Annotated in this window: 12 protein-coding genes; 8 read left to right on the forward strand and 4 right to left on the reverse strand. The window is 69.1% G+C overall.

The genetic code is table 11. The features are described 5' to 3' along the window. Positions 1 to 30: 30 nt before the first annotated feature. On the reverse strand, positions 31 to 216 hold the full coding sequence (rpmB, locus tag ABTX24_RS14800; RefSeq protein ID WP_141803692.1) for a 50S ribosomal protein L28: 186 nt from the start codon (positions 214 to 216) through the stop codon (positions 31 to 33). 125 nt (positions 217 to 341) lie between these two features. Then, a complete protein-coding gene (locus ABTX24_RS14805; RefSeq protein ID WP_350840587.1) occupies positions 342 to 1,370 on the reverse strand; it encodes a class I SAM-dependent methyltransferase in 1,029 nt (342 codons plus the stop codon). 239 nt (positions 1,371 to 1,609) lie between these two features. On the opposite strand from ABTX24_RS14805, the gene ABTX24_RS14810 reads away from it, so the two are divergent. From ABTX24_RS14810 to ABTX24_RS14845, 8 genes are all read left to right on the forward strand, one after another. Continuing rightward, positions 1,610 to 3,253 carry a DAK2 domain-containing protein gene (locus ABTX24_RS14810; RefSeq protein ID WP_350840589.1) on the forward strand — a complete coding sequence of 548 codons (1,644 nt, stop codon included), beginning with the start codon at positions 1,610 to 1,612 and terminating at the stop codon, positions 3,251 to 3,253. Positions 3,254 to 3,266: 13 nt separating this feature from the next. Then, on the forward strand, positions 3,267 to 5,531 hold the full coding sequence (locus ABTX24_RS14815) for an ATP-dependent DNA helicase RecG (protein ID WP_350840591.1): 2,265 nt from the start codon (positions 3,267 to 3,269) through the stop codon (positions 5,529 to 5,531). A 9-nt stretch (positions 5,532 to 5,540) separates the two neighbouring features. Then, on the forward strand, positions 5,541 to 6,104 hold the full coding sequence (gene rsmD / locus ABTX24_RS14820; protein ID WP_160024539.1) for a 16S rRNA (guanine(966)-N(2))-methyltransferase RsmD: 564 nt from the start codon (positions 5,541 to 5,543) through the stop codon (positions 6,102 to 6,104). 32 nt (positions 6,105 to 6,136) lie between these two features. Further along, positions 6,137 to 6,628, forward strand: a complete 492-nt coding sequence (gene coaD, locus ABTX24_RS14825; RefSeq protein ID WP_160024538.1) for a pantetheine-phosphate adenylyltransferase — start codon at positions 6,137 to 6,139, stop codon at positions 6,626 to 6,628. A gap of 75 nt (positions 6,629 to 6,703) precedes the next feature. Then, positions 6,704 to 7,432 (forward strand): class I SAM-dependent methyltransferase, encoded by a 729-nt coding sequence (locus ABTX24_RS14830; RefSeq protein ID WP_350840593.1) that lies wholly within the window; start codon positions 6,704 to 6,706, stop codon positions 7,430 to 7,432. Between the two features lie 70 nt (positions 7,433 to 7,502). Next, positions 7,503 to 9,233, forward strand: a complete 1,731-nt coding sequence (locus ABTX24_RS14835) for a hypothetical protein (RefSeq protein ID WP_350840595.1) — start codon at positions 7,503 to 7,505, stop codon at positions 9,231 to 9,233. 709 nt (positions 9,234 to 9,942) lie between these two features. Continuing rightward, positions 9,943 to 11,478: a phospholipid carrier-dependent glycosyltransferase gene (locus ABTX24_RS14840; protein ID WP_350840597.1), complete on the forward strand. Its 1,536-nt coding sequence runs from the start codon at positions 9,943 to 9,945 to the stop codon at positions 11,476 to 11,478. A gap of 98 nt (positions 11,479 to 11,576) precedes the next feature. Further along, on the forward strand, positions 11,577 to 13,289 hold the full coding sequence (locus ABTX24_RS14845) for a hypothetical protein (protein WP_350840599.1): 1,713 nt from the start codon (positions 11,577 to 11,579) through the stop codon (positions 13,287 to 13,289). On the opposite strand, the gene ABTX24_RS14850 is transcribed toward ABTX24_RS14845, so the two are convergent. Both ABTX24_RS14850 and ABTX24_RS14855 read right to left on the reverse strand, forming a co-directional pair. Then, positions 13,286 to 14,260 carry a lysylphosphatidylglycerol synthase domain-containing protein gene (locus ABTX24_RS14850; RefSeq protein WP_350840601.1) on the reverse strand — a complete coding sequence of 325 codons (975 nt, stop codon included), beginning with the start codon at positions 14,258 to 14,260 and terminating at the stop codon, positions 13,286 to 13,288. The genes ABTX24_RS14845 and ABTX24_RS14850 overlap by 4 nt on opposite strands. Beyond that, the gene (locus ABTX24_RS14855) at positions 14,257 to 15,345 is read right to left on the reverse strand and encodes a glycosyltransferase family 2 protein (protein ID WP_350840603.1); all 1,089 of its coding nucleotides are present in this window, start codon (positions 15,343 to 15,345) and stop codon (positions 14,257 to 14,259) included. Before ABTX24_RS14855 ends, ABTX24_RS14850 begins: the two co-directional genes overlap by 4 nt. Between the last annotated feature and the right edge of the window lie 53 nt (positions 15,346 to 15,398).

Raw genomic sequence — 15,398 nt, forward strand, 5'->3', positions numbered from 1 at the left:
GCGCTGCCGCGGGGCCCTTCTGCTTTGAGGTCAGCGAGCGACCTTGCCGGCCTTGATGCAGGTCGTGCAGACATTCATGCGCTTCGGGGTGCCGTTGATGACGGCGCGAACGCGCTGGATGTTGGGGTCGAAGCGGCGCCTGGTCGCCTTCTTGGACCACGGCCGGTTGTTGCCGAAGCCCGGCTTCTTGTCGCAGATGTCGCAGACGGCAGCCACCGTGAACTCCTGAGGTTGAATAGATGATCGAGGTCGATTGGATAGTGTCGGCGGGCGCGATGAACGGCTGCCCTGCCGAGACAACCGAACAAGCGTAGCCCGTCCGGCTCTGCCCGGCGAAATCGTCAGTCGTCCGAGCGGCGATCCCGCCACCTGTCCAGCGGCGCGGCCAGTGCGGTGGCCAGCTTCCACCGCTTCGACCCGCGCAGATCGTCGATCTCGGCGCGCTGGCCGGCGAGCTGCTTGCGCTGCGACTCGAGCCGCCGCCGTTGGTCCGCGACGACCCCACGGAGCCTGGCGACCTCGTCGCGCAGTTCGAGGCCGTGCTCGACCCAGTCGGGGATCGCGGGCACCGCGGGGAGGTCGGGGGAGAGGCCGCGGCGCAGGACGACGTAGAACTCGATGTCGTTCTCGGGCACGGGCAGGAGGGACTCGACCGACCAGCCGGTGAGCCCCAGACGGCGGAGCTCGGCGATGATCTCGGGGAACGAGCGGTCGGTGTAGGTCCATACGTGGCAGTCGACGTACTCGCCTCGGCGGGCGCGCTCGACCTGGGCCCTGGTGTAGCCGAGGTCGTGGATACAGGTCTCGGCCTCGCTCGGCCCGCGGTGGTGGAGGCGCTTGGCGTCGGTGTTGACCGCGGACCGGTGGTGGTCGTAGACGGCGCGGACCGACGGGATCGTGTCGCCGGCCTCGTACGCCTGCAGGATCTGACCCATCGTGGTGGGCGGGCGATGGGCATCGAAGGTGTAGCGCCGGTCGGGGACGACCAGGACGAGGGCTCCGTCGGGAGCGACCACGGCCTCGACCTGCGCCAGCCATCCGACCAGGTCGGGAACGTGCTCGACGACGTGGCTGGCCAGCGCCCAGTCGAACGGGGCGCCCTCCTTGGCGGCCTCCTCGAGCGTACGCATCCGGGTGCCGTCCCACATCGGATAGTCGATCTCGGGGATGGTGTCGTGGTTCACCCGGGAGTGTTCGGCGTACGACTCGTAGAGCCGGTCGCGGTCGTAGAGATCCAGATAGGAGACCTCCGCGGCATCTCGCGGGATGAGCGGTTGGTGCAGGGGTCCGATCTCCAGGCCGCGCCCGGCCGAGAAGTCGAAGATTGCGTTGACGCGTTTCGCGCGTGGGGTCGGGGTCGGGATCGACATCCGTAGTCCTTCGGCGTTGGGGAACCTCCACACTAGGGATGGATCGTCACCGCCGCAGGGGATGACTCGGTAGAAGTTGTTACTCGCTCGTGTCTTTGCCGCAGCCTCGGATTTGTTCACCCGTCGTTTACCCCGTACCCAGGCACCGCCTACCCTGGGGGCCGCGATACCGGGAAGTGTGTCCGGTGTCACGGTGTCTGGGTGTATGCAGGGGTGTGTCGAGGAGTAGGGAGGGCAGCGTGGCCGAGGTCAAGCTCGATCTGTTCCGCCGGTTCGGCGACCTGGCGACCGACGCGCTCGCGTCGCACCGCGAGGAGATCGACGCGCTCAACGTCTTCCCGGTGCCCGACAGCGACACCGGCACCAACCTCTACCTCACGATCGCCGCCGCCCGTGACCGGCTGCGCGAGTTCACCGGCCCCGACTGGCGTGAGGGGCTGCGCGCCTTCTCGCGCGGCGCGCTGCTGGGCGCCCGCGGCAACTCGGGGGTGATCCTGGCCGAGATGATCGGCGCCCTGCTGCGCCGCCTGATCCAGGCGACCGAGGACGAGCGCACCGCCACGGTCTTCGCCGACGCGCTGCGCAGTGCCGGCAACGCCGCGTACGCCGCGGTGGGCGAGCCCCAGGAGGGCACCATGCTCAGCGTGCTCCGGGCCGCCGCGGACGCCGCCGAGGCGTGCGTCGAGATCGACGAGACTGCCCGCACCCGCGACGTGATGTCGGTCGCCGCCAGCGCTGCCCGCGCCGCGCTGGCCCGTACGCAGGAACAGCTGCCCGCACTCGCCGCCGCCGGCGTGGTCGACGCCGGTGGCCGCGGGATCTGTGTGCTGCTGGACGCCTTCGAGACCGCCCTGACCGGACGCCGTCCGAGTCCGCAGAAGCCGATGGCGAGCACCCCGCACATCCCGATCCCGATCCAGACAGGCATGGGCGCGGCCGACGGCCACGCGCTGGAGCCCGGCGGCCCGGCGTACGAGGTGATGTACCTGCTCGACGCCGAGGACGCCGCGATCCCCGACCTCCGCAAGCGGCTCCAGCCGCTGGGCGACTCGCTGGTCGTGGTCGGTGGCGAGGGCATCTGGAACGTACACGTCCACGTCGACGACGTCGGCGCCGCGATCGAGGCCGGGATCAACGCCGGACGGCCCCACCGGATCCATGTGACCCACTTCGCCGAGCAGATCGCCGGCCAGGCCCATCGCCATGCGACTCGCGGTGGTCGGGCGGTGATCGCGTTCGCGGCCGGGCCGGGTCTGGCCGAGCTCTTCCGTGGTGCCGGCGCGATCGTGATCGAGGGTGGCCCGCACCGGCGCCCGACGACCTCCGAGCTGCTCGAGGCGATCACCGCCTCCGGCGCCGACGAGGTGATCGTGCTCCCCAACGACGCCCCGACCCGGCAGTCGGCCGAGGCCGCGGCCCGCACCGCCGAAGACGACCTCGACATCAACGTCGCGGTGATCCCGACCCGCAGCCAGGTGCAGGGGCTGGCGGCGATCGCGGTCCACGAGCCCGGCCGGAAGTTCGACAAGGACGTGCTGGAGATGACCGCCACCGCGCGACACGCGCGGCATGGTGCGGTCACCATCTCGAACACCCGAGCGATTACCATGGCGGGGCCGTGTATGCCGGGCGACGCGCTCGGGGTGCTCGACGGAGACTTCGTCAAGGTCGGCCAGGACCTGGAGGCGTGTGCGACCTACGTGCTCGCCCGGCTCATCGGTGGTGGCGGCGAGCTCGTGACGCTGGTCTCCGGCCTCGAGGACCCCACGGGCGAGCTCGCCGGCGCCGTCGCGGCGTGGCTGGCTGCCAACCATCCGGCCGTTGATGTGATGGTGTACGACGGAGGCCAGGAGCGCTACCCCCTCCTGATGTCGGTGGAGTAGAGGAGAAGAGACGGTGCCGATCACCCTCGAGTCGCCGATCGAGGCCGTGCTGGGCAACAGCAAGCACGCCACGAAGTTCACCAAGGGTCTCGGGCTGCGCACCGTCGGCGACCTGCTCTACCACTTCCCGCGGCGCTACCTGCGCACCGCCGACCTCAGCCAGACGCCGCAGCTGCACGAGGGCGAGATGCTCACGGTGCTCGGCGAAGTGGTCCGCAGCGTCGTACGGCAGCACACCGACCGCCGCACTGGCCGGCCCGCCTACCGCGTCGAGACCGAGCTCAAGGCCGGCACCGCCGACCTGCAGCTCACCTTCTTCTCCAAGTCCCAGCGGATCGCGGAATGGCGCCGCGGCGTGCTCGCCCCCGGCGTGCGGGGCGTCTTCGTCGGCAAGGCCGGATCCTTCCGCGGCGAGTGGCAGCTGGCCAACCCGCAGATGGTCGTCTTCGGTGACCCGTCCGACTCCGAGAACGCCGCCGAGGCGGCCGACAACCAGATGGCGGTCGAGGAGCTGACCGAGCTCTTCCCGATCTACCCGCTCACCGCCGGGCTCCAGCACTGGGACGTGATGCGCGCGGTGCGATTCGCCCGGCAGGTCGTCGAGGACGTCACCGACGTGCTCCCGGAGCAGCTCCGGGAGACGTACGCCGTTCCGGGGCTGCGCGACGCCCTGGACCTGATCCACGCACCCCATGAGTTCAAGGACGTCCAGCGCGCTCAGCGCCGCTTCCGGTTCGAGGAGGCGCTCGGGCTGCAGCTGGTGCTGGGCCGCCGGCGACGGGCGCTCCAGGCGCTGGGCACCACTGCCCGCACCGGCGGCGTCCACCACCTGCTCGAGGCCTTCGACGAGCGGCTGCCGTTCACCCTCACCAAGGGACAGGAGGAGATCGGGGAGGAGCTCGAGGCGGCGCTGGCCCAGCCCCACCCGATGAACCGCCTGCTCCAGGGTGAGGTCGGCTCCGGCAAGACGCTGGTCGCGTTGCGCGCGATGCTGCGGGTCGTCGACTCCGGGGGCCAGGCCGCGCTGCTGGCGCCGACCGAGGTGCTCGCCCAGCAGCACTACCGCTCGATCACCGCGATGCTCGGCGATCTGGCCGCCAGCGGCCTGGCCGGCGGGCTCTTCGCCGGCGACCAGGAACAGACCCATGTCGAGCTGCTCACCGGCTCGATGACCAAGACCCAGCGCAAGGGGCCGCTGAGCCGGATCGCCACCGGCGAGGCCGGGATCGTGGTCGGCACCCATGCCCTGCTGCAGGACCAGGTGATGTTCGACGACCTCGGCCTTGTCGTCGTCGACGAGCAGCACCGCTTCGGCGTCGAGCAGCGGGCCGCCCTGACCGACAAGGCTGGCACCCCGCCGCACCTGCTGGTGATGACCGCGACGCCGATCCCGCGCACGGTCGCGATGACCGTGTTCGGGGACCTCGAGGTCTCCACGCTCACCGAGCTCCCTGCCGGCCGCGCCGAGATCCAGACCAACCTGGTCTCGCTCGTGGAGCATCCCGCGTGGATCGCCCGGGTCTGGGAGCGTGTCAAGGAGGAGGTGGAGAAGGGTCACCAGGTCTACGTCGTCGCCCCGCGGATCAGCGGCGACGAGTCCGAGCAGGGGGAGAGCGACCAGCGCGACTTCGATGCCGACGGCAACGAGGTCAAGGCGGCCCCGGCCCAGCTCTCCGCCGTCGACGAGGTCACCGAGGAGCTGACCACCGGCCCGCTGCAGGGACTGAGCGTCGCCAAGCTCCACGGCAAGCTCCCCGCCGAGGAGAAGGAGCGCACCATGAGCGCCTTCGCTGCCGGCGACATCGATGTGCTGATCGCCACCACCGTGATCGAGGTCGGCGTGGACGTACCCAACGCCACCACCATGGTCATCCTCGACGCCGACCGCTTCGGCGTCTCCCAGCTCCACCAGCTGCGCGGCCGGGTCGGCCGTGGCGGGCTGCACGGGCTGTGCCTGCTGGTCTCCCACGCCGAGACCGGCACCCCGGCCAGGACCCGCCTCGACGCGGTCGCCCAGACCACCGACGGGTTCGAGCTGTCCCGGGTCGACCTCGACCAGCGCCGCGAGGGAGACGTGCTCGGCGCCTCCCAGTCGGGCCGGCGATCGAGCCTGGAGAGCCTGCGCGTGCTCCGCGACGAGGAGACGATCCTGGAGGCGCGCGAGGCGGCCGAGGCGCTGCTCGAGGCCGACCCGGAGCTCGCGACCGCGCCGCTCCTGGCCGAGCGGGTCACCGAGATCGAGGAGTCCGCTTCCGCCGACTACTTGGAAAAGTCCTAAGGTGTCCCAATGACTCGGATCATCGGAGGCGTCGCCGGAGGGCGACGCCTACTCGCTCCCAAGGGGGTGCGGACCCGTCCCACCACCGACCGGGTCCGCGAGGCCCTCTTCTCGGCGATCGAGTCGTCCTACGGTTCGCTGGCCGGACTGCGCTTCCTCGACCTCTACGCCGGCACCGGCGCGGTCGGGCTGGAGGCATGGTCCCGCGGCGCCGGGGTCGTGACCCTGGTCGAGTCGGACCGGCGTACGGCCGGGGTGATCCGCTCCAACGCGAAGGAGCTCGGCTTCCCGCGGGCCCACGTGGTCGCGGCCACCGTGGCGAGCACTCTGGTGACGCCACCGCCGGCGCCCTACGATCTCGCCTTCCTCGACCCGCCTTACCCGCTCTCCGACGACGCCGTCTCCGAGGACATCGCGCTGCTGGTCAAGCACGGCTGGCTGGTGCCGGGCGCCCTGGTCGTCGTCGAGCGGTCCGCACGCAGCCCCGAGCCGGTCTGGCCCGACGGGTTCACCGACCAGAAGTCGAAGAAGTACGGCGAGACCACGCTCTGGTACGGCCACGCGCCGGACTGACCGGCCGAACTGATCGAATGGGAGAAGAAACAATGACGCGTCGTGCGGTGTGCCCGGGTTCGTTCGACCCGCCCACGTTCGGCCACCTCGACATCTTCACTCGCGCCTCGGCGATGTTCGACGAGGTCGTCGTCGCGGTCGGGGTCAACCCGTCGAAGTCGAAGCGCCTGTTCACACCCGAGGAGCGGATGGAGATGATCACCGAGGTGACCGCTCCGCTGGGCAACGTACGGGTTCAGGCGTTCACGGGTCTGGTCACCGACTTCTGTGTCGAGATCGACGCCCAGGCGATCGTGAAGGGGCTCCGCGGGGCGCCCGACCTGGAGTACGAGGCGCCGATGGCGCAGATGAACGCCCACATGACCGGCGTCGAGACCGTCTTCCTGCTCAACGACCCGCGCTGGGCGGCGGTCTCCTCCTCGCTGATCAAGGAGATGGCCCATTTCGGTGGGGATGTGTCGGCTTTCCTGCCGCCGGATGTTCTCGCACGACTCACCAAGCGTTTGGCAGAACGTTCCGAGTAAGGGGGACCGTTCGCCGGTATCGTCTACTGGGCAGTTCCTTTGGGCTACCCCGACAATCCCTTTCCCTGGAGATCAATGTCCACCTCAGGCCGTTCCCCGCTTTCCTTGGCCAAGCAGTCGTACGCCGCTTCCCTCAAGGCCGTCGGTCGCGGGCTGACGAAGACGGGACTCGCGAAGGAGACCGCGCCGCCGGTCGAGCAGCGCTGGCGTCACTGGGCCCACTCGCTCACCAAGGTCTACGACTCACTGGCGATGGCGAAGCTGGACGTGCCGTGGTGGACCTACGACGCGATCACCGCGGTCGACGCCTGGCTGAGCGAGCGTGAGCGCCCGATCCGGATCTATGAGTACGGCTCCGGCGCCTCCACCATCTGGCTCTCCCGCCGCGCCGACGAGATCCACTCCGTCGAGCACCACAAGGGTTTCGGCGAGATGATGCAGGCCGAGCTGGCCGGCGAGGAGAAGATCTCGCTGCGGGTCATCGAGCCGGTCGCCAGCGACAACCCCGTCGTCCCCTCGCAGAAGGAGGGCCACGCGGGCCTCGACTTCGAGGCGTACGTCAACTCCATCGACGACGTCGACGGCGAGTTCGACCTCGTGGTGATCGACGGGCGTGCCCGTGAGGCGTGCCTGGAGAAGGCCAAGGACCGGCTGGCTCCCGGCGGGATCATCGTCTTCGACAACAGCCGCCGCAAGCGCTACGTCGAGGCCATCGCCGCCTCGGGGATGAAGGAGACCATCCACGCCGGTCTCACCCCGACACTGCCCTACCCGGAGCGCACCTCGGTCCTGACGAAGGGCTGAAACCCACGTCATCACGGGCGCCCGGCGTGGATCATCCACGCCGGGCGCCCGCTCTCATAGGGTCGCCGTCATGGCGTCACCTGGGGACTCGAGAACTGATCACACCGAGCCGGTCGGGATCATCAGGTGGGCGACGTTCGCCGGGGTCTGTGTCGTGGCGCTGGTCTGGGCGGCCTACTCGGTCGGCGCGCAGAACGGCTCGTTCCTGACCCAGGACTTCGGCGCGCAGTACCACCTGGCCGAGATCACCGCCCACGGCGCGATCCCGCTGGTCGACTTCGAGCACGGCTGGAACGCCGGCTCGTTCTGGGTCAACGCGGCGCTCTACGCGATCGCGGGCGGCAGCCCGACGGCCTGGTACTTCCTCTGGGGCCGCCTGCTCGGTGCCGGCCTCGGAGCGGTCCTCGCCGCCGCGATCGGCCTCCGTCTGCGGCTGCACCCGGCCGTGATGATCGCGCTCGCACTCGGGGTGCTCCTGTTGGCCACCCCGTTGCACATCAAGTACACGATCTGCTTGCTGTGGGTCTTCGTCCTGCTGCCCACCGGTTGGCTCGAGTCACGCCCACGCCTGGCCGCGGCCGCGCGGCTCCTCCTCCCGGCCCTCGTCTTCTGGCAGTACGTCGAGCTGGCCGTGCTCCTCACCGGCGCCTCGGGGCTCTTCGAGCTGTTCGCCCGGCGCTCGGCGTCCTGGCGCACCCGGATCCTCAACTGTGTTCAGCTGGCTGGTGGATTCGTGCTCGGGCTGGTCGTCCAGGCGGTGGCGTACAAGCTCGTGTGGGGGCTCTCCTTCGCCGACTTCAACCGGCAGGTGATCCTCGGGCAGGCCGAGACGCACGAGGGTTCGCAGTACGCCGTGTGGAACTTCTTCGACCTGCCGACGGAGTCGGGGCGCTTCTTCATCCTGGCGCTCTACCCGTTCGCGCTGCTGATCCCCTTCGTGCCGCTGGTGTGGCAGCGGATCTCGGACTCCACCCGGCTGGTCGCGCTGGCCGGACTGGTCCTCGTCGTGGTCCCGATCCGGCGCGTCGACAACCCCCACACCACCACCGTCTCGGCCCTCGTCCTCCTCGCCGTCGTCCTGGCGGTGGCCGAGCTCTACGAGCGCCGTACGTCCCTCGTGGCCGGGGTGCGAGCGCCGGCGATCGTCGCGCTACCGCTCGCCGCGGCCGGCGCTCTGTGGGCTGCCGCCACCCTCTGGATCGGCTTCGGCCTGCAGAGCATGGCCGGCGCCGTACTGCTCGTGGCCCTGGCGGTTGCGGGTGCGGTCCTCGGGTCGACGTTCCTGCGTGGTGCCGTTGCGGCTGTCTCCGCCGGCGCACTGGTCGTCCTCGGCTGTGTACCGGCGCTCGCCTCCGTCGACCATCTCAACGACATGCGCCGCGACGCGAAGTCGTTCCAGGTGACCGACGCGATCACCCGCTGGGCGGGCCCGGAGTACGAACGCTGCAGTGCTGGCACCCGCGAGGCGCTGGTGATGCCCAACTATCTGGAGCTCTACGACACCCTCGAGATCACCAACCCGACGCCCTACTACCTGTTCCACTACGACTTCGCGCAGTACGAGGACGTGCTGGTGCCTCAGCTCGAGAACGGCTCGATCCCGGTCATCATCGAGACGATGCCGCTGCACACGCCGCAGCCGTGGCTCACCGATGCCATCCGTGCGAACTATGTGCCGTGCTCGGTCGTGAGGATCGAGAAGCAGGCGACGACTGTGACGATCTGGACTCACAAGTCTCGGGGGAGGGTTGAGCAAAGGGATCTGAGTGTTCGGGGTGGGGAGATCGTGGCGACGCGCTGAGGGCGCCGTGTTTTTGTGGTTGGGGTTTGCCGCCGACCCGTTCTTGGAGGGTGTTCTCGTCGAACCCCGGAGTCAAGGACGGCCTTCGGCCGCCGGCTTCGCCGGTCGCCTGCGGCGATCCTTGACACCGGGCTTCGTCGAGAATTTTGGCTGGCTATCGGGTCGGCGGCAGGGGTTTGGTGCAGCGGTTTGGGCTGGGTAGGGGCTTGGGGACTGGGGTGGGCCGATCGCCGGAAGGAATATTCCTTCCGCTGAGGCGAACGAATTTTCGTTCGCCTCAGAGAGGGCTAGGTCTGGGGTGGGGTTGGCGGGTGGAAGAAAATTTTCTTTCACGCGGAGACGCCATGTCTGGTCCAGGCGTGGAGCGGTCACCTGCCGTGGGTGCGTGTGCCGTGGCCACACCTGGGCCGCCGCCCCGATAGCCAGCCATGTTTTTTCTCGACATGGTCCGGTGTCAAGGATCGCCGAAGGCGACCGGCGTAGCCGGCGGCCGCAGGCCGTCCTTGACTCCGGGGCAGGTCGAGAACACTCTCAATGAACGGGTCGGCGGCCCAAGCCCAACCCCGTACAACATCCGAAAAACACAAGAACAACCCCGCGTACGCCCCAAGACCCGGGCCACCCCCGAAGACACGCACCAAGAGCAGAAGATCACCACAGAACCGACATAGGCTCACCAAAAGCCCGCAAGCCCATCCGAAGGTCCCGAATGCTCCACTCCACACACGAGGACCGCACCGACGTACGTCTCCCAAGACGGCTGCTGGCGGCGATGGTGCTGATGGCGTTCTTCGCGCTGAGCCTGAGCAGCTATGTCGCCCTGACCCGGGCGCTGCAGTACCAGACCCGCGACGAGGGGCCGAACGCCGGCTACGCGGTGGAGCTCGCCTCGGGACGGCTGCCGACGATCGACACGCCCGTGACGACCGATGTCCGTCGGTATCCCCAGGTCGTGGCGGGGCTGGACACCATGGGGGACGAGCCGCACCGCCACATCTGGACCGCCAACCATCCTCCGCTCTACTACCTGATGTCGCTGCCGTTCGTGGCCGTGGCCGGGGCTCTCGACGCACCCCAGGTGATGATCGTCGGGATGCGCCTGATCAATGCCGTCGGCTCCGCGCTGTGCGTGCTGCTGGTGGGCCTGATCGCCTTCGAGGTGACCCGGCGGGCGGCGGTCGCGTTCCTGGCCACCGGGATCAGCGCCTCGTGTGCCGTACTGGTGACCGCCGGCGGGCACATCGCCAACGACGGGGTCGCGGTCGCGGCGTCATCGCTGACCCTGCTGGCCACGATCCGGATCATGAACCGCGGCCTGTCGCCGGGGCGCCTGACACTGGTCGCGCTGGCCGGGGCCGCCGCGGCAGGGGCGAAGGCGCCTGGGGTGCTGACCGTCGTCCTGTGCGGTGCAGCCATCGCGGTGGCTCTCCTGCTGAGGGACCACTCGCGTCGCGGCGTGATCCGCGCTCTGGGGGCCTCGGCCGTGGCCACCGGGGTTCCCGCGCTCGCCACCGGATGGTTCTACGTCCGCAACATCGTCCTCTACGGCGACCCGACCGCCTCCGAGGCCCTGCTGGACAAGTTCGACCGGGAGCCGAACGGCACCTGGTGGCAGGTCGTGACGGACGGCTCGCTTTGGGTGGACTGGTACGAGCGACTGTGGGCGCCGCTGCTCGCCGAGGGATACGCGACGGGCGCCGACGTGCTCGCCGTCGTCGCGGTGCTCGGCCTTCTCGTCCTGCTCGTCCGCCGCAGCACCGCCCGGCCGGCGGACGAGCCCTCGTCGGCGGCCGGATGGCTGCTGCTCACGGCTCACGGGACGCTCGTCCTGGCGAACCTGGTCGGCTTCGTCGCGGGCGGTGGGAACCCGAACGACCGCTACCTGATGCCGCTCATGCCCCTGCTGGCCACAGCGCTCGCCGTCGGCATCATGGCGATCGTCGACCTGATCCCGGCCGGCTCACGCGAGTCACGGAGCCGGCTCGCGGCGGCCGTGATCACGCTCGTGCTGGGCGTCTACGCCCTGCTCATCTTCGGCTGGTTCATCAACTCGGTGACCTACGCGGGCCGGCTTCCGAACTCCGACGCCCGGGGTGCCGGACTCGTGGTCGCCGTGGGGATCGTGTGCGGCGTGGCCGCCGTCTGCCTCGCGGCGCGGCCGCCCAGGACGTACGCCGCCGGCAGCAGGCGCGAAGCGCAGGCGATGCGCCAGCACCAGGAGCCTCAGCATCGCTCCATGACCTAGGTCCCGGCGATCCACCTGCGGGAGCCTGCCGTAGCGCGTACCTTCGGACCATGCCCGATGCGTCGGCCGCGACGGCGAACCCATCGCACGAGCACCGAGTGCGTGAACCCATCGGCCTGGTCAGATGGGCCACCTTCGCTGTGATCGCTGTCGTTGCCGTCGTACAGGCCGCCTACACTCTGACCGCGCAGATGGAGCCGTTGACCGGGGACAGGGGAGCGCAGTACTACCTGGGCAAGCTCACCGCCGAGGGTGCGATCCCGCTGGTCGACTTCCAGCACGGCTGGAACGCCGGTTCCTGGTGGGTGAACAGTCTGGTCTACCGGCTGGCCGGCGGCGACCCGCTGTGGTGGGAGTTCTTCCTGGGGCGCTTCTTCGCAGTGACTCTGTCGGCGGTCCTCGTGGCCGCGATCGGCCTGCGCAGACGCCTGCATCCGGCTGCGATGGCCGCCATGGCGCTGGCCGTCCTGACTCTCGCGTCGCCCGCACAGGTGAAGTACGTCCTGCCGGTCGTCTTCGTGTTCCTCCTCCTGCCGGGAGGCCGGCTCGATTCCGGACGCTGGGGGTTGGTGGTGCGGGTGCTCGTCCCTGCGGCCCTCTTCTGGCAGCACGTCGAGCTGGCGATCCTGCTCACCGGCGCGGCTGGACTGTACGAGCTCATCGGGCGGGACCAGGCGCCGCTGCGGGACAGATTGGCACGAAGTGTCGCCCTCGCCGTCGGAATCCTGGCCGGATTCGTCTCGGAGGTGCTCTTCTACCGGATCGGATACGGGATGAGCCTCGGCGAGCTCAACCGCCAGGTCATCCTCGGTCAGACCCAGCAGTTCCCGAAACACTTCGGCTGGCCCTTCTTCGACGTGCCGTCGGACGGAGAGGGCTATCTCATCGTGGCCGTCTACCCGTTCCTCCTGCTGCTGATCTTCGTGCCGGTCGTGTGGCGTCTGGCGAGCGAGCCGACACGGTTCCTCGCGTTGTGCGCTCTGCTTCTCGCGACCATCCCGATCCGGCGTCCCGGCCCCGGGCACACCGAGACCGTGAGCGCCCTGCTGTTCGCGGCTCTGGTGTTCGTCCTCTGCGACGCGTATGACCGCCGGAACCAGGGCTCGATGCCGAGCCGCCCGGCACCGATGTCCGTCTGGAAGGTGGTGATCGCGATCGTAGGGTTCGCGGCTGGAGCAGCGTGGGTGGGTGCGGCGCTCGCCTTCGGGTTCGGTGCCCACAGCCTGATCGGGCCGGTCATCCTCGTGCTCGTTGTCAGCGTCATGATGATCGCTACGCGGCTGCCGGCGAGACTGATCGCCGTCTCGGCGGGTGCCTGCCTCGTCCTGGCGGCGGTGCCCCTCGCTTCAGCCGTCGAGCACGTCGACGACCTGAGCCGGGACAGCCGTCAGATCGAGGCCGCCGATGCCTGGGCGGACGCGGTACGGCCCGAGATCACACGGTGCCTGAAGGGCGGCCGCACCGCCTTCGTGCTGGGCAACCACCTGTCGATGTACGACGCCCTCGACATCGAGAACCCGACGCCGTTCTACCTCTTCCACTACGACTTCGACCGCAACCAGAAGCAGCTGACGGCGATGATGGAGAGCGGAGAGGTCCCGGCGGTGCTGCAGATGACCGCTATGGCTCCCGGCGGCTGGGTGGAAGGCGCGGTCGAGAAGGGCTATGAGCCCTGTGCCGAGATCTGGATCGCGAAGGATCATCAGCGCATCCGCATCTGGGCTCACCGCTCCCTCGAGCCGTTCGAGAAGCGGAGCGTCACGGTCGAGCCCGATGGCACCAGGACCTCGGTGCCTCTACCTACCCCTTAGGCCGACGTACGCCGCCCGACAACCGCTCCGAGAGCAGCCAGCAGCACGTCGGCGATGAGCAGGAGGACACGGGAGGCGAGCGCCACGGTGAGCGCCTCGGGGACTCCGATGATTGGCCCGAGGGTGAGGGCGAGCAGCCCCTCACGGATCCCCGCGCCGGCCGGCGCCGGGATGAACGCGATCCCCGCGGCCCACGCCAGGGCCATCCCACCGGTCGCGGCCGCGACCTCGAGCAGCCCGATCGAGGCGTACGACTGCATCATCACGGCGAGGTGGAGGCCGAAGGCGACCCAGGCGAGCACCGCCCAGCCGATCGCGGTGAAGAGCCCCCGCGCGGTCAGGCGTACGTTGAGGGGTTCCCGGCCGAGGCGGGCGAAGAGCCAGTCGAGCACCCCCGGGACGACGCGCGGGTGCAGGCAGACGGCCAGCGGCACCAGCAGGAGCAGCAGCCACCAGTAGCGGTCGAGGCCCTCGGAGGAGGACCAGGGGAGCAGGAGCGCGCCGACGCCGATGCCGCTGGCGACGACGACGCCCATGAAGAGGATGTTGGCACCGAGCATCGTCCGGCGGGCGACGCCCCAGCGCAGCCCGAACTGCATCTGCGCGACGACCGGCCACACCGAGCCGGGCAGGTACTTGCCCAGCTGGGAGACGTAGAAGACCGAGTGGGAGTCGCGCAGCGACGGCCGGATGCCCATCCCGTGCAGGATGGCGACCCAGATCTGGGCGATCAGCATGGTGCCGACGATCGCCAGGAACCCGGCGATCGCGACGCGGCCGAGGCTCAGCTCCTGGACCGCGATGGCCAGGTCGGCACGCTGACGCCAGACCAGGTACGCGCCGCCGAGCACGACGGCGAGGGCGAGCCCGATCTTCAGCAGCCGCTTCTTCAGACTGGGCCTCGCGGGGCTGGGGGTAGCCGACGACCCGGCCCCCGTGGCGGAGACCGGGTCGGACTGAGTCGCTGTCACAGGCTGGTCGTCCACGTCTCGCCGGACTGTGCAGATGACTTGCTCGTGCGCGGTGTGTGCGGCAGGTCGAACTCGGCGACCGAGGTCTGGTCGCGGAGCATCTCGGTGCCGGACTTGCCGAAGCGAGCCTTCTTGGTGTGCTCCAGGTCGTCCTCGATGAGCACTCGGTTGGTGCGGATCAGGTCGGAGATCACGCCGAGCATCGCGGACATGAAGGCCAGGTTGATCAGCACGCCACCGAGCAGCAGCGACTGGATGTGGTTGCCGTTGTCACCGCTCAGCCACAGCACGAGGTAGCGGAAGAACGGGATCGCGCCGAGGACGAAGAAGAAGGCGGTGAGCCAGACGAAGATGGCGTACGGCTTGTACATCATGTAGGAGCGGACGATCGCCGCTCCCGACTTCATGATGTGCTCCGGCATCGACTTGAACAGCCGCGACTCACGCGTCTTGGCGTTGGTCTCGATCGGCACCGAGGCGATCTTCATCCGCTTGTTGCCCGCCTGGATGATCGTCTCCATGCAGTAGGAGAAGCGGGTCACGGTGTTGAGCAGCATCAGCGACTCGCGCGAGTAGGCGCGGAAGCCGCTGGCCGCGTCGGGCAGGTCGGTCTCGGCGGCCATGTTGACCACCTTGGAGCCGACCTTCTGCAGCTTCTTCTTCAGCCCGGAGAAGTGCTCGATCCGGTCGACCTGCCGGTCGCCGATGACGATGTCGGCCTGGCCGTTGATGATCGGCTGGACCAGGTCGGCGATGCGGTCCTGCGGGTACTGGTTGTCGCCGTCGGTGTTGACCACGATGTCGGCGCCCAGCTCGAGCGCGCGAACGACTCCGTCGTGGAAGGAACGGCCGAGCCCCTGGTTGCGGGAGTGGTGCACGAACTCGCGCACGCCGTGCTCCTTGGCCACCTCGACCGTCCGGTCCGTGCACCCGTCATCGACGATCAGGATCACGATCTCGTCGATTCCGGGGATCTGCTTCGGAATCGACTCCAGCACGGACGGGAGCGTCTCCTCCTCGTTGAGGCAGGGGACTTGAACGACAAGCTTCACAGGGACCTCAGGGCAAGTAGTGGGACCGAACACGGAATTCGGGGCAGATGAGGGGCTTCTGAACTGCCACATTACCGCGTGGATTC

The organism is Nocardioides sp. NPDC127514, from assembly GCF_040302125.1.
In the GTDB taxonomy this organism is placed as follows: domain Bacteria; phylum Actinomycetota; class Actinomycetes; order Propionibacteriales; family Nocardioidaceae; genus Nocardioides.

Coding starts and splice junctions, on each gene's coding strand:
- ABTX24_RS14805 (WP_350840587.1), bottom strand. CDS start 1,370: ATGTCGATCCCGACCCCGACCCCACGCGCGAAACGCGTCAACGCAATC.
- rsmD (WP_160024539.1), top strand. CDS start 5,541: ATGACTCGGATCATCGGAGGCGTCGCCGGAGGGCGACGCCTACTCGCT.
- coaD (WP_160024538.1), top strand. CDS start 6,137: ATGACGCGTCGTGCGGTGTGCCCGGGTTCGTTCGACCCGCCCACGTTC.
- ABTX24_RS14830 (WP_350840593.1), top strand. CDS start 6,704: ATGTCCACCTCAGGCCGTTCCCCGCTTTCCTTGGCCAAGCAGTCGTAC.
- ABTX24_RS14835 (WP_350840595.1), top strand. CDS start 7,503: ATGGCGTCACCTGGGGACTCGAGAACTGATCACACCGAGCCGGTCGGG.
- ABTX24_RS14840 (WP_350840597.1), top strand. CDS start 9,943: ATGCTCCACTCCACACACGAGGACCGCACCGACGTACGTCTCCCAAGA.